The sequence below is a fragment of the Burkholderia sp. A9 genome (genome assembly GCF_000801975.1).
This window is the reverse complement of sequence record NZ_JSZN01000001.1, coordinates 1-14,731: the sequence shown is the minus strand read 5'-3', so window position 1 is coordinate 14,731 and position 14,731 is coordinate 1. Positions and strand designations below refer to the sequence as shown.

The window sequence follows — 14,731 nt, the reverse complement described above, 5'->3', positions numbered from 1 at the left end:
CTTTCCTTTACCGCAGCTTGAGGGTGGACAGACCGAACAGGCACAGCATCAGCGTGATGATCCAGAAACGTACCACCACCTGCGTTTCCTTCCAGCCGGACAATTCGAAATGGTGATGCAGCGGCGCCATCTTGAGCAGGCGCCGCCCTTCGCCGTAACGCTTCTTCGTGTACTTGAACCACGAAACCTGCAGCATCACCGACAGCGTTTCCGCGACGAAGATGCCGCCCATGATGAACAGCACGATTTCCTGGCGTACGATCACCGCGACCGTGCCGAGCGCGCCGCCGAGCGCCAGCGCGCCGACGTCGCCCATGAACACCTGCGCGGGGTGCGTGTTGTACCAGAGGAACGCGAGCCCTGCCCCACCCATCGCGGAACAGAAGATCAGCAGTTCGCCCGCACCCGGGATATGCGGGAACAGCAGGTATTTCGAATAGACCGAACTGCCCATCACGTACGCGAACACGCCGAGCGACCCGCCGACCAGCACGACCGGCATGATCACGAGACCGTCGAGACCGTCGGTCAGGTTCACCGCGTTGCTCGCGCCGACGATCACGAAGTAGGTCAGCACGATGAAGCCCCAGACGCCCAGCGGGTAGCTGATCGACTTCAGGAACGGCAGCATCAGGTCCGCGCGCGCCGGCAGCCCCATCGACAGGCCGCTCCTCACCCACGCCATGAACAGGTCGAACACGCGCACGTTGTTCGCCTCGGACACGCTGAACGCGAGATAGACGGCGGCGAACAAGCCGATCACCGACTGCCAGAAGTACTTTTCACGCGACGACATCCCGCGCGGGTCCTTGTAGACGACCTTGCGATAGTCGTCGACCCAGCCGATCACGCCGAAGCCGAACGTGACGAGCATCACGATCCAGATGAAACGGTTGGTCAGGTCGCCCCACAGCAGCGTCGCAACCGCGATGCCGATCAGGATCAGCACGCCGCCCATCGTCGGCGTGCCGGATTTGACGAGATGACTCTGCGGGCCGTCCTTGCGCACGGCCTGCCCGACCTTCATTTGCGTCAGCTTGCGGATCACCCACGGTCCGCACACGAGCCCGATACCGAGCGCGGTGATGGTGGCCATCACCGCACGGAACGTCAGGTACGTGAACAAGCGCAAAAAGCTTGCGTCTCCTTGCAGCCATTGCGCCAGCGCCAGCAGCATGCTTCCTTCCTTCTACTCAGTGTGCAGCGGGCGCCGTGCCCGCCGCGGGTTGGTTCATCAGCGCGTCGACCACGCGCTCCATCTTCATGTACCGCGAGCCCTTCACGAGCACCGTCGCCTGCGCGCCATAGCCCGCCGCGAGCAGCGCCTCGACCAGTGCGCCGACGTCGCCGAAATGGCGGGCCGTGTCGCCGTACGCCGTACATGCATCGCGCGACGCATCGCCGAGCGCGAACAGCGCATCGATTCCGCGCTCGCGCGCATACGCGCCGATCTCGCGGTGGAATGCCGGGCCTTCGTCGCCGACCTCACCCATGTCGCCGATCACCAGCACGCGCGGCGCAGGTTGTGCGGCCAGCACGTCGATCGCGGCACGCATCGAGTCGGGGTTCGCGTTGTAGGTGTCGTCGACGACCGTCGCGCCTGCGAGGCTGCCGACGGCCGCCTGCCGGACCTGCAGCCGACCCTTGACCGGTTCGAACGATTCCAGGCCCTGCTTGATCGCGGCCAGATCGATGCCGGCCGCGAGCGCCGCGGCCGTTGCCGCCAGCGCGTTGCGTGCGTTGTGCTCGCCGAGCGCGCGCAACCGCACCGTCACCGCGCCGGCCGGCGTATCGATCGCGAGTTCGCCACCGTGCAGGCGGCCCGTCACCTGGGCTTCGACTTGCCGCTCCGCGTCATGCAGCGCGAAATCGAGGATCCGGTTGCCCGTCGCCGCGACACGCCAGATGCCGGCGTATGCATCGTCGGCCGGAAACACCGCGACACCGTCCGGCGTCAGCGCGTGGATCACGGCCGCGTGTTCGAGCGCGACCGCCTCGACCGTCGCCATGAATTCCTGGTGCTCGCGTTGTGCGTTGTTCACGAGCGCGACGGTCGGCGCGGCGATGCGCGCGAGGATTTCGGTCTCGCCCGGGTGGTTCATCCCGAGTTCGATCACCGCGACGCGATGCGCGCCCGACAGGCGCAGCAGCGTCAGCGGCACGCCGATGTCGTTGTTCAGGTTGCCGGCCGTGGCCAGCCGTGCGTCGGCGCCGACTGCAGCGGCAAGGATCGACGCGATCATTTCCTTCACGGTCGTCTTGCCGTTGCTGCCCGTCACCGCGACGAGCGGTACCGCGAAGCGCTTGCGCCAGCCGTGGGCGAGCGCGCCGAGCGCGGCACGCGTTTCGCCGCCGTCGATGACCGGCATCGCGAGGCCCGCCGGCACGTGCGCGACGAGCGCCGCGGCTGCGCCGCGTGCGGCCACGTCGCCGAGGAAGTCATGCGCATCGAAGCGGTCGCCCTTCAACGCGACGAACAGGTCGCCCGGGCCGACCGTGCGGCTGTCCGTCGACACGCGCTCGAACGTGGTGTCCGGATCGCCGTGGACGGTGGCGCCGGGGATCAGGCGGGCGGCTTCGCCGAGACCGAGCATCGTCATTCGCCGCCTCCCTTGCCGTGCGTCGCACGTGCCGCGAGCGCGAGCCGCGCGTGATCCTGATCGGAGAACGTGCGCTTCTTGCCCATGATTTCCTGCGTCGCCTCGTGGCCCTTGCCGGCCAGCACGACGACATCCTCGCGGGCGGCGCCGCGCACGGCCTGCAGGATCGCGCTCGCGCGATCCTCGATGCGGCGTGCGTGATCGGGCGCGGTCATGCCCGCGATGACCTGGTCGATGATGTGCTGCGGATTTTCGCTGCGCGGGTTGTCGCTCGTGACGACGACCTCGTCGGCAAGCCGCTCGGCGATCGCGCCCATCAGCGGCCGCTTCGTCGCGTCGCGATCGCCGCCGCAACCGAACATGCAGACGAGCCGGCCGCCGCGCGCCGCCGCGATCGGGCGCAACGCGTCGAGCGTCTTCTCGAGTGCGTCCGGGGTGTGCGCGTAGTCGATCACGACCAGCGGTTCGTCGTTCTGCAGCCGGCCGCCGAGACGCTGCATCCGGCCGTTGACGGGCTCGAGTCGCGCAATCTCCGCCACGGCCGCGTCGAACGGCACGTCGGCCGCGAGCAGCGAGCCGAGCACCGCGAGCAGGTTGCTGACGTTGAACGTGCCGAGCGTGCCGACCTCGACGTCCGCATCGCCCCACGACGAGCGGAGGCGGAATGCCGTGCCGGTGGCGGTCGCGCGCACGTCGAGCGCGACCAGCTCGCGATCGGCGTCGGGCGTCTGCGCGTCACCGATCCCGTATGCGATCGTGCGCACGCGGCCGGCCAGCTTCTCGAGCAGGCGTCGGCCGGCTGCGTCGTCGCGGTTGACGACCGCCGCACGCAGGCCGCGCCACGCGAACAGCTTCACCTTTGCGGCTTCGTATGCGTCGAACGTACCGTGATAGTCGAGGTGATCCTGCGTGAGGTTCGTGAACACGGCGATATCGAATGCCGTGCCGTTCACGCGACCCTGATGCAGCGCGTGCGACGACACTTCCATCGCGACGGCCTGCGCGCCCGAGTCGCGCAGCTGCGCGAGGCTGCGCTGCAGCTGCGGCGCATCCGGCGTCGTGAAGCCCGTCGGCACCAGCTGGCCCGGCATGCCGCTGCCGAGCGTGCCGATCAGCGCGCACGGCTGGTGCAGCGCCGTCAGCGCGGCGGCGATCCAGTGCGTGCACGACGTCTTGCCGTTCGTGCCGGTCACGCCGATCGCAAGCAGGGTGTCGCTCGGGTCGCCGTACCATCCGCTGGCGATGTCACCCGCCAGCTGATCGAGCGCCGGCACGGCGAGCGCGACCGGCACCGACGGTGCGGCTGCGAGGCCGTCCGGCTGATACAGCACGGCGGCCGCGCCTTGAGCAACGGCGTCGGAAATGAAGGCGCGATTGTCGGCCCCGTCGACTGCATAGCCGAGAAACACGTCGCCAGCCTGCAGGCTGCGCGTGTCGGCATGCAGTTGCGCCGCGGGGGCCACATGCTGACGCAGCCACGCGAGCGCGGCTGCGATCTGCTGATGCGCCGGATGGGAACTGCGAGCGGCGCTCATCGAACAACTCCTGGTGAATTACGCGTCGTGCTGGATACGATCATATGCTTCGCGCCGCCGCCCGCGGCCAGCTTTTGCGGGCCCGTCGCAGCGGGCGCGCCCGGCGCGTCGTCGGACACGACGAGCTGCTTGATCGGCATGTTCGGCGGTACGTTGAGCGCGCGCATCGTATCGCCGGCGATCGCCGAGAATACGGGGCCCGACACCTGGCCGCCGAAGTGGCTGCCGGCGGTCGGTTCATCGACCGACACCGCGACGACGATGCGCGGATTCGGCATCGGCGCCATGCCGACGAACGATGCACGGTACTTGCGCGTATAGCCATGGCCTTCATGCTTGTACGCGGTACCGCTCTTGCCGCCGACGCGATAGCCGGGCACGGCGGCATCCGGCGACGTGCCGCCCGGCGCGACCACGGTCTCGAGCATCGTGCGCACTTCGCGCGCGGTGGTCGGGTTGAACACTTGCGTGCCCGTGATCTGCTGGTTGGGGTCAGTCTTGAAAATGGTCACCGGCATCATCTCGCCGTCGTGCGCGATCGCGGTGTACGCGCGCGCCAGCTGGAACAGCGACACCGACAGGCCGTAGCCGTACGACATCGTCGCCTGCTCGATGCGGCGCCAGCTCTTCCACGGACGCAGGCGGCCGGCCGCGGCACCCGGGAAGCCGACCTTCGGCGCTTGGCCGAGGCCGATGCTCGTATACATATTCCACATTTCCTCGGGCCGCATCGTCATCGCGATCTTCGTCGCGCCGATGTTGCTCGACTTCTGGATCACGCCGCCGACCGTCAGCGTGCCGAAGCCCGCATCGTCGGTGATCGGCGCGCCGTCGAGCACGAAATGCCCGTTGCCCGTCTCGACGAGCGTGTTCGGCGTCACGCGATGCAGGTCGAGCGCGAGCGACACCGTGAACGGCTTCATGATCGAGCCCGGCTCGAATACGTCGGTCAGGATCCGGTTGCGCAGTTGCTCGCCGGTCAGGCGCGTACGGTCGTTCGGGTTGTAGGTCGGATAGTTGACCAGCGCGAGCACCTCGCCGGTACGCACGTCGACGACCATCGCCGCGCCGGCCTTCGCCTTGAACTTCTCGACGGCGGCCTTCAGGTTCGCATAGGCGATGTACTGGATCTTGCTGTCGATCGACAGGTCGACGTCCGTGCCGTTGTGCGGCGGAATCTGTTCGGCGACGTCCTCGATGATGTGCCCCATCCGGTCCTTGATCACGCGGCGCACGCCGGACGTGCCGGACAGCATCTTCTGGTCGCCGAGCTCGACGCCCTCTTGCCCTTCGTCCTCGACATTCGTGAAGCCGATCAGGTGGGCGGTGATCTCGCCTTCCGGATAGAAACGCTTGTATTCGTTGCGCTGATAGATTCCGGGGATGTCGAGCGCGGCGACCTTGTCCGCGACGTCGATCGGCACCTGGCGCTTCACGTACACGAAACCCTTGTCTTCAGACAGCTTCACGCGCAATTCCTTCGGCGTCATGCCGAGGAGCGTGCCGAGCTGGCTGACCTTGTCCGCGCCGAGATCGTCCGGCACGGCGTCCGGAATTGCCCAGATCGCGCGCACGGGCAGGCTCGTCGCGAGCACGAGCCCGTTACGGTCGAGGATCTTGCCGCGCGTGGCCGGCAGCTCGATCGTGCGCTGGTAGCGGCTTTCGCCCTGCTTCTGATAGAACGCGTTGCCGGGCCCCTGGATCCAGAACGCCCGCGCGGCCAGCGCGACGAACGCCATGAACAGCAGGAACACGACGAATTTCGAGCGCCACATCGGCAGGTGCACGCCGAGCACCGGGCTCGCCGAGAATTTCACGTCCTGGCGCTTTTGCGACGGCTTCATCGCGCGCCTCCGTTGCCCTTGGCAGTCGTGTCGGCCGAAGCGGGAATCGGCGCGTCGATCGCCCTCGCGGCGCCCGGCGGCAGCGTCAGGTATTGCGTGCGGCCCGTTGTGACCGGCTGCATCTTCAGCGAGTCGTTCGCGAGTTGCTCGATGCGCGACGTCTTCGACAGCGCGCTCTGCTGATATTGAAGCTGCGCATAGTCCTGCTGGAGCTGACGCTCCTGCGACTGTGCGCGCTGCAGCTGGATGAAGATCTGGCGTTGCTGGTTCGTCGAATTGACGACCGACAGCGCGCATCCCATCACGATGATCAGCAGGAAGATATTGAAGCGGCTCATGGCGTGATGCGCTCCGCAATGCGCATCACGGCCGACCGGGCGCGCGGATTCGCAACGACTTCCGCTTCGCTCGGGAACTGACGGCTGATTATCTTGAGCGGCGGGCTCGGGAGGTCGACGGCACGGATCGGCAGGCGACGATCAACCGCAGGCGCACTCGCGTGCGCCTGCATGAATCGCTTGACGATCCGGTCCTCGAGTGAATGAAAGCTGATGACCACCAGCCGCCCCCCTTGCTCCAGCAACGACAATGCCGCGTCTAGTACGACTTGCAGGTCCGCAAGCTCTTGATTGACGTGAATCCGTATAGCCTGAAAGGTGCGGGTTGCCGGATCCTTGCCCTTCTCACGGGTTTTGACGACGTGACCCACGATTTGGGCAAGCTCGCCCGTGGTGTCGAGAGGCCCAAGACGGTCGGACTCTGCCCGGCGAGCAACAAGCGCCTTTGCAATCTGAAAAGCAAACCGTTCTTCCCCATAATCCCGTATCACCTCCGTCAATTCCTGCACCGAAGCCCGCGCGAGCCATTCGGCCGCCGACTCGCCGCGCGTCGGATCCATTCGCATGTCCAGCGGGCCATCGGCGCGAAAGCTGAAGCCGCGCGCCGGATCGTCCACCTGCGGCGAGGACACGCCCAGGTCCAGCAACACACCCGACACCTTCTCGATGCCACGCGCCGCAAGCGCATCGCGCATCGATGCAAAGCTGTCATGCACGATCGAGAAGCGCGCATCCTCGATGCGCTGCGCCGTCTCGATCGCCCTCGGATCCTTGTCGAACGCGATCAGCCGGCCAGCCGGCGCCAGCCGCGCGAGTACCGCACGGCTATGACCACCCCGCCCGAACGTGCCGTCGACATAAATGCCGTCGGGGCGCGTCACGAGCGACTCGACCGCTTCGTCCAACAACACGGTCCGATGCTGCAATTCATTTCCCATCGCGGGCGTCTCCGTCACCGCAATCAGAACGTAAAGTTTTTCAGCGCGTCGGGCATGCCCTGCGCCATCGCTGCCTGCTCCTTCGCGATGTAGGTCTGCGAATCCCACAGCTCGAAGTGACTACCCATTCCCAACAACATGACTTCCTTTTCCAGTCCGGCCGCCATCCGCAGCTCGGGCGATACGAGAATCCGGCCCGCGCTGTCGAGATCGACATCCATCGCATTGCCGAGAAAAATGCGCCGCCACCAGTGCGCGTCCATCGGCAGCGCGGCGATCTTGGCGCGGAAAACCTCCCATTCGGGGCGCGGAAACAGCAACAGGCAGCCGTCCGGGTGCTTGGTCACAGTCACCCGTCCTTCTGCCTGTCCTTGCAGCGCTTCGCGATAGCGAGCCGGCACCGACATCCGCCCTTTCGCATCGAGCGTCAGCGCCGACGCCCCTTGGAACACTTTCCGCTCTCCCGTTCAGGGCACCGAAGCACCCGCTCAACGCCTCAGAATTTAGCCGGAATGGCTCGCTAAATCACACAAAAATACACTTTCTCACACTGTCTCCCACTTTAGAGGAAGGGTTTGGCACGGTCAAGGGAGCGGCCCGGATTTTTGACGAATTTTGTTAGTTAGAACAAGGACTTACGCGCACATGCTCATGCCACCCCTCATTCTAAAAACCGTTATAAATGAATGAGCTAGTGCAACTTGTGAAGGTGATACGTGAGAAAGGTGGGCCAGACTGGCGTGCGGACGGGGCTTTCGGGGGCGGGAAAACGCGGAAAAAACGGGCGGTATCGGGAGCGGCGAACCGGAGCGGCGTCGTGCGCCGCCCCGGTACAAATGTCACAGATAGTATGCAGTGCTCGTCATGACTTTCGACGCGGCGCGCATCAGCATCCGCGCGGGCAGCGGCAGTTCGATCCCGCCGGCGTCGGTCGCTGCCTTGCCGTGCTTCACCTCGTCGAGTCGCATCTGCTCGACGATCGCACGCGATGCCGTATCGGTCGCCGGCAACTCGGACAGGTGCCCGTCGAGATGGCTCTCGACCTGACGCTCGGTCTCCGCCATGAAGCCAAGGCTGACCTTGTCGCCCAGCGTGCCGGCCGCGACGCCGATCGCGAGCGCACCGGCGTACCAGAGCGGGTTGAGGAGGCTCGGGCGCGAATCGAGTTCCTTCAGCCGGTGCGCGGTCCAGGCGAGATGGTCCTCCTCCTCGCGCGCGGCCTCCTCGAACATCGCCTTCGACGACGCCGAGCGCGCGGTCAGCTTCTGCGCCTGATAGAGCGCCTGCGCACAGACTTCGCCGACGTGATTCACGCGCATCAGCCCGGCGGCATGCGTGCGCTCCGCGGGCGTCAATTCGCCGGCCGGCGGCTCCGCCGGCATGGGCACCGCGCGGCTCATCCGGCTAATGCCGGTCAGCGATCGCAAGCCGCGATCGAATTCGCTGATCAGTTCATCCAACACCATCCTGTTCTCCTGGCTGCGTGTGCTGCCGCGGGCGGCAAAGGCACGTGTCCGGCTGCGTAACCGACTTGATTATTCAGCGGAAATTGCGGTTAACCCGTGATTTTAACCATTGTTGCATAAAGGAAACATGGCGGCCTTGCGCTACGGCATTTCGCTTTGTCGGAAAAATCGGCTTTGCTACATTACGAGCGACTTCTTGCGAAGTTGATGGGGCCCGTCAACACAACATAACTATCCGCCCCGCCAAAAAAATTCAGTGAATCTTGGAGATCCGTTAATGAAAAAGTCGCTTCTCGCGCTCGTCGCGCTGGGCGCGTTTGCTGGCGCAGCCCATGCGCAAAGCAGCGTGACGCTTTACGGCATCATCGATGAAGGCCTCATCTTCAACAACAACGCGAAGGGCGGCCATCTGTACGGTCTGGCAAGCGGCGTGATGCAAGGCAGCCGCTTCGGCCTGCGCGGTACCGAAGATCTGGGCGCCGGCCTGAAGGCGATCTTCGTGCTCGAGAACGGTTTTGACGTCAACTCCGGCAAGCTCGGCCAGGGCGGCCTGATGTTCGGTCGTCAGGCGTACGTCGGACTGTCGAGCCAGTACGGCACGGTCACGCTGGGTCGCCAGTACGACTCCGTCGTCGACTTCGTCGGCCCGCTCGAGGCAGGCGACCAGTGGGGCGGCTACATCGCTGCTCACCCGGGCGACCTCGACAACTTCAACAACGCGTACCGCGTGAACAACGCGGTCAAGTACACGAGCCCGACCTACGCCGGCTTCTCGTTCGGCGGCATGTACAGCTTCGGCGGTCAGGCCGGCCAGTTCTCGAAGAACCAGGTCTGGTCGCTCGGTGCCGGGTACAACAACGGCCCGCTCGTCCTGGGTGTCGGCTACTTGAACGCACGCACGCCGGCGAACTTCGGCGGCATGTTCAACACCGGCGCATCGGCTGCCGCGACGGCCGTGTCGTCGCCGGTCTACGGCGCGTACGCGAACAGCGCGAACACGTACCAGGTCATCGGTGCGGGCGGCGCCTACACGTTCGGCGCAGCGACCATCGGCGCAACGTACTCGAACACGAAGTTCAAGGGCTTCTCGGTTGGTCCGTTCGTGGACCAGACCGCGACGTTCAACAACGGCGAAATCAACTTCAAGTATCAGCTGACCCCGGCGCTCATCGTCGGCGCCGCGTACGACTACACGCAAGGCAGCAAGGTCGACGGCAACTCGGCAGCCAAGTACCACCAAGGCTCGCTGGGCGTCGACTACTTCCTGTCGAAGCGCACGGACGTCTACGTGATCGGCGTGTACCAGCATGCATCGGGCAACGCGCTCGACGCAGAAGGCAACGTCGTTCAGGCCCATGCTTCGATCAACGGTCTCGACCCGTCGACCACCAGCAACCAGGTCGCAGCTCGCGTCGGCATCCGTCACAAGTTCTAATCAGCTTGCCTGACAAGCCGCAGCATATTGAAGGCGCCTTCGGGCGCCTTTTTCTCTTGCGGTAGCGAAGCGTTAGCGTTGCGCCAGATGATCGTCGGGCGATGCGTGCGCGGTGACCCGGCACGTTCGCGGCACTTCGCCGATGGAGCGCCCCGCGGCCGCGTGCGCCGAAGTCTTGCACCGTTCGACACGCGAGCGGCCGCCGATGACCCGACCGAACCGTTTCGTCAGCCGCGGCGTCCGCCTTCGAACGCGGGTCGTTCAGGTCATAGCCGGCGACGCGGCCAAAGCTCCGCCGCCGCCCCAAACCGCGCCACAAACAAAAATCTATGGTCAGCCCGGCACAGGCCGGGCTCGTTCGTTCGACTTCGGTATTACGCGCGGCCGTCGCGCAGTTCGCGCCGCAGGATCTTGCCGACGTTCGTCTTCGGCAGCTCCGTGCGGAACTCGACGAGTTTCGGCCGCTTGTAGCCGGTGAGTCGCTCCTTGCAATACGCGAGGATGTCCTTGTCGGTGAGTGCCGGGTCCTTCTTCACGACGAACAGCTTCACTGCTTCGCCCGAGTGCTCGTCCGGCACGCCGACCGCCGCCACCTCGAACACGCCCGGGTGCGACGCCACCACGTCCTCGACTTCGTTCGGATACACGTTGAAACCGGATACGAGAATCATGTCCTTCTTCCGATCGACGATCTTCACGTAACCGCGCGCGTCCATCACGCCGACGTCGCCGGTCTTGAAGAACCCGTCCGGGCACATGACCTTCTCGGTTTCTTCCGGACGGTTCCAGTAGCCGGCCATGACCTGCGGCCCGCGGATGCAGATCTCGCCCGGTTCGCCGAGTGCGACATCGTTGCCCGCGTCGTCGCGGATCGCAACCTCGGTCGACGGCAGCGGCAGGCCGATCGTCCCGCTGTACTCAGTCGCCGTCACCGGGTTGCAGGTCGCGACCGGCGAGGTTTCCGACAGGCCATACCCTTCGACGATCGCCGTATGGGTCTTCTCATACCAGCGCTTCGCGACCCCTTCCTGGATCGCCATGCCGCCGCCGTTGGCGATCACGAGCTTCGACAAGTCGAGCTGGTTGAATTCGGGATGGTTCAGCAGTGCGTTGTACAGCGTGTTGACGGCCGGAATCGTCGAGATCTGGTACCCCTTCAACTCCTTGATCATCCCGCCGATGTCGCGCGGGTTGGGGATCAGGATACCCATGCCGCCCGTGCGCATCGTCAGGAAGCCGCAGACCGTCAGCGCAAACACGTGATAGAGCGGCAGCGCGACGACCGTCACGAACTGCTTCACGTCAGGGTACTTCTCGTGCGCGGGATGGTGCCACGCGCCGGCCTGCAACACGTTCGACACGATGTTCCGGTGCAACAGCGTCGCGCCCTTCGCGACACCCGTCGTACCGCCCGTGTATTGGAGGAATGCGACATCGTCGGGGCCGAGCTTCTGCGGCTTGAAGGTCTGCCGTGCGCCTTCCGACAGTGCAGCCTTGAAACGCGTGAACGACGGAAGCTGCCAGGCCGGCACCATCTTCTTCACGTTGCGCACGACGTAGTTGACGAGCCAGCCCTTGATGCCCAGCAAGTCGCCCATCGACGCGACGACGACGTGCTTGACCGCGGTGTTTGCAATGACGGCCTGAAGCGTCGACGCGAAATTCTCGAGGATGACGATCGCCTCCGCCCCGCTGTCTTTCAACTGGTGTTCGAGCTCGCGCGGCGTATAGAGCGGGTTCACGTTGACGACCGTGTAGCCCGCGCGCAGGACCGCGACGATCGCTACCGGGTATTGCAGCACGTTCGGCATCATGAGCGCGACGCGCGCGCCGCGCTTCAGACCGCGCGACTGCAGCCAAGCGCCGAACTGGCGCGACAGCGCATCGAGTTCGCCATACGTGATGCTCTTGCCCATGCAGACGAACGCCTTGCGGTCGCGATACTGCCGAAAGCTTTCGTCGAGGAGATCCGGGATGGAGGGATACGGGGACGCGTCAATTTCGGCTGGAACGCCGGGTGGGTACGATTTCAGCCAAATTTTGTCCATACTGCGCGTCTCCTCACAGATTTTCGAATGGTCGTGCTAAAACGCATCGTAGCGGCTCGTCCGTCGCGAGACAACAGGGTTAGATGACCACCTCGAACTCTCGGACAAATTCGTCCAATCATATCGAGATGTTCGGTCAAATCCGGTCAACTTCCACGAGGCAATCGTAAAACGTCGCCGAATTGCCGAGATCGGTCAGCGCCTGGCTCGTCACTTCGTTCGCGTTCCGGCCGTCCGCCGACAATTTCTTCCACCAGATCGACAGGCCGACGACGAGACCTTCGCGTGCGCGATCGGTAATTCTCGCCACCGCCTGCATCGATCCGCGGTCGTTGAAGATGCGTACGACGTCCCCATCCCCGATGCCGCGCGCCGCGGCATCTGCCGGGTGCATGTCGAGGTGCGGCTGGCCTTCCGTGCTGCGCAGGCTGTCCACGTTCACGAAGGTGCTGTTCAGGAAATGCCGGGCCGGCGGTGAAATCATCGCGAGCGGATAGCGCGCGGCCAGCTCGGGCGCGGCCTCGGCTGATTCGTACGGCGGCAGGTAATCGGGCACCGGATCCATGCCCATCTGCTCGAGTCGCGCGCTGTAGAACTCGCACTTGCCGGACGGCGTGCGGAAGCCGCCGTTCGCGAAAGGAGCATCCGCCAAATTGAGCTTCAACCAGCCGGCACGCTTCAGGGTGTCCCAGTCGCTGTCGAGCGCCGGATCGTCCCAGCGGAATGCCGCGCGCGCGACCTCTTCGTCGCTGTGATAGAGCGCGGGCTCATCGAGCCCCATGCTGCGCGCGATGCCGCGAAAGATCTCCGTATTCGGTCGCGCCTCTCCCACCGGGGGAATCGCCGGCAGATTCGCCATCACGTAGGTGTGACCATACGACTTGTGGACGTCGAGATGCTCGAGCTGCGTAGTAGCCGGCAACACAATGTCGGCGAAATCGGCCGTATCTGTCTTGAAGTGCTCGAGAACGACTGTGAAAAGGTCTTCGCGTGCGAAACCCGCGGCCACTTTCGACGAATCCGGCGCGACGGCCACCGGATTCGAGTTGTAGACGATCACCGCTTCGACCTTCGGCCCGAAAGTCGCATCGCCCGAATGCAGCAGCGCGTCGCCGATCGCGTTCATGTTGATGATGCGCGGCAGCTTGTGCGGCCAGCCGGGCATCAAATCGGGGCGCAGCAGCGCCGCCTGGTTGACCGGTGCGGATTCCGACGACGACAGCAGCAACCCGCCGGCCCGGTCGCGCCACGCGCCCGTCAGCGCAGGCAGGCTCGCGATTGCGCGCACGGCATTGCCGCCGCCGCGCACGCGCTGCATCCCGTAATTGAGACGGATCGATGCCTTGCGGGTCGCGCCGTAACGGCGGGCGAGTTCGATCAATTCGGATGCTTCGATGCCGCAGATCTGCGCGACCCGTTCCGGCGGATAGGAGAGGGCTCGCGCCTTGAGCGCATCGAAACCCAGCGTATGGTGCTCGATGTAGTCATGATCGAGCAGATCTTCGGTAATCAGCACATGCATCATACCGAGAGCGAACGCGCCGTCGGTGCCAGGCTTCAGTGCGATGTGCTGATGGCACTTCTCCGCCGTCAGCGAGCGATAGGGATCAATTGCAACCAGACGGGCACCGCGGCGCTTGGCTTCCTGCGCACGCGTCCAGAAATGCAGGCTCGATGCGATCGGATTCGCGCCCCAGATCAGGATCAGTTCGCTCTCCTCGAAATGCTCGAGATGCATTCCGACGCTTCCGCCATACGTATAGCGCAGCCCTGCCGCACCAGCGGCCGCGCAGATCGCGCGCTCGAGCCTGGATGCGCCGAGTTTGTGGAAGAACCGCTGCGCGATGCCCTCCCCCTGCACAAGCCCCATCGTTCCCGCATAGCTGTAAGGCACGATCGCCTCCGGCGCACGCGCGGCGATTTCACCGAGGCGGCGACCGATCTCGTCGAACGCTTCGCTCCAGCTGATCGGCTCGAAGCGGCCTTCCCCCTTCGCACCGACGCGCTTGAGCGGAACGGTGAGACGGTCGGGATGGTGAACGCGGTCGGCGTATCGGCTGACTTTCGTGCACAACACGCCTTGCGTCGGCGGATGGTCGGGATCGCCCGTGACCTTGATCGCCTTGCCGTTTTCAACGGTCACGCGCATTGCGCATGTGTCCGGACAATCGTGTGGGCAAACGGCCCGAGCTATCTGGGTGGCGACGTTCATCGTTCTGGATGCGGAAAGCGAGATTCGCAGATTTTACGTGGGTGTGCCCAATAAGGCTTCATTTCACGCGGGTTTCCTGCCTGCTTGGCGGAACAGCGGCAACGGGGAATCGTGAATATCGGCCCTGGGCCCGGCGTCGAACTGCCGGTGCGGCGATATCTATGCGGAGTTGGTGAGAGAAAGGCACTGCGTTTCGGCTTCGCCCGGCCGAAACGAATCGGTCTTGGGTCGAAGAAGATACGAGCGAATGAGCCAGGGGCCGGGGAATGGCTCGGGATGATGAATTTCGCCGCACAAATGCAAAAACCCCCGCCT

General features: G+C 64.8%; 12 protein-coding genes. 2 read left to right on the top strand and 10 right to left on the bottom strand.

The genetic code is table 11. The features are described from left to right. Positions 1 to 7: 7 nt before the first annotated feature. The 8 genes from mraY to coq7 form a co-directional block, all read right to left on the bottom strand. Entirely contained in the window at positions 8 to 1,177 is a 1,170-nt protein-coding gene (mraY, locus tag PI86_RS00055) for a phospho-N-acetylmuramoyl-pentapeptide-transferase (RefSeq protein ID WP_006752439.1), read from the bottom strand. A gap of 16 nt (positions 1,178 to 1,193) precedes the next feature. Next, positions 1,194 to 2,600 carry a UDP-N-acetylmuramoyl-tripeptide--D-alanyl-D-alanine ligase gene (locus PI86_RS00050; RefSeq protein WP_039317309.1) on the bottom strand — a complete coding sequence of 469 codons (1,407 nt, stop codon included), beginning with the start codon at positions 2,598 to 2,600 and terminating at the stop codon, positions 1,194 to 1,196. After that, complete coding sequence (locus PI86_RS00045; protein WP_039317306.1) at positions 2,597 to 4,135, bottom strand: UDP-N-acetylmuramoyl-L-alanyl-D-glutamate--2,6-diaminopimelate ligase; 1,539 nt, start codon at positions 4,133 to 4,135, stop codon at positions 2,597 to 2,599. Before PI86_RS00045 ends, PI86_RS00050 begins: the two co-directional genes overlap by 4 nt. Continuing rightward, complete coding sequence (locus PI86_RS00040; protein ID WP_014898188.1) at positions 4,132 to 5,979, bottom strand: peptidoglycan D,D-transpeptidase FtsI family protein; 1,848 nt, start codon at positions 5,977 to 5,979, stop codon at positions 4,132 to 4,134. The genes PI86_RS00045 and PI86_RS00040 overlap by 4 nt, the downstream gene beginning before the upstream one ends. Further along, complete coding sequence (gene ftsL / locus PI86_RS00035; RefSeq protein ID WP_014898189.1) at positions 5,976 to 6,317, bottom strand: cell division protein FtsL; 342 nt, start codon at positions 6,315 to 6,317, stop codon at positions 5,976 to 5,978. Before ftsL ends, PI86_RS00040 begins: the two co-directional genes overlap by 4 nt. Next, positions 6,314 to 7,255, bottom strand: a complete 942-nt coding sequence (rsmH, locus tag PI86_RS00030) for a 16S rRNA (cytosine(1402)-N(4))-methyltransferase RsmH (RefSeq protein ID WP_039317302.1) — start codon at positions 7,253 to 7,255, stop codon at positions 6,314 to 6,316. Before rsmH ends, ftsL begins: the two co-directional genes overlap by 4 nt. Before the next feature lie 23 nt (positions 7,256 to 7,278). Then, positions 7,279 to 7,707 carry a division/cell wall cluster transcriptional repressor MraZ gene (mraZ, locus tag PI86_RS00025; RefSeq protein WP_006400450.1) on the bottom strand — a complete coding sequence of 143 codons (429 nt, stop codon included), beginning with the start codon at positions 7,705 to 7,707 and terminating at the stop codon, positions 7,279 to 7,281. 387 nt (positions 7,708 to 8,094) lie between these two features. Then, positions 8,095 to 8,721, bottom strand: a complete 627-nt coding sequence (coq7, locus tag PI86_RS00020) for a 2-polyprenyl-3-methyl-6-methoxy-1,4-benzoquinone monooxygenase (RefSeq protein ID WP_039317296.1) — start codon at positions 8,719 to 8,721, stop codon at positions 8,095 to 8,097. A gap of 277 nt (positions 8,722 to 8,998) precedes the next feature. Here coq7 and PI86_RS00015 point away from each other — a divergent pair, with 277 nt between their 5' ends. Continuing rightward, positions 8,999 to 10,156 carry a porin gene (locus PI86_RS00015; RefSeq protein WP_014898192.1) on the top strand — a complete coding sequence of 386 codons (1,158 nt, stop codon included), beginning with the start codon at positions 8,999 to 9,001 and terminating at the stop codon, positions 10,154 to 10,156. A 374-nt stretch (positions 10,157 to 10,530) separates the two neighbouring features. On the opposite strand, the gene PI86_RS00010 is transcribed toward PI86_RS00015, so the two are convergent. Further along, positions 10,531 to 12,204, bottom strand: a complete 1,674-nt coding sequence (locus PI86_RS00010) for a long-chain fatty acid--CoA ligase (RefSeq protein WP_039317291.1) — start codon at positions 12,202 to 12,204, stop codon at positions 10,531 to 10,533. Positions 12,205 to 12,340: 136 nt separating this feature from the next. After that, positions 12,341 to 14,416 carry a molybdopterin-containing oxidoreductase family protein gene (locus PI86_RS00005; protein WP_039317288.1) on the bottom strand — a complete coding sequence of 692 codons (2,076 nt, stop codon included), beginning with the start codon at positions 14,414 to 14,416 and terminating at the stop codon, positions 12,341 to 12,343. Positions 14,417 to 14,527: 111 nt separating this feature from the next. Here PI86_RS00005 and PI86_RS17560 point away from each other — a divergent pair. Next, positions 14,528 to 14,731, top strand: a 204-nt coding sequence (locus PI86_RS17560; RefSeq protein WP_235362661.1) for a hypothetical protein, incomplete at its 3' end; no start/stop codon positions are given.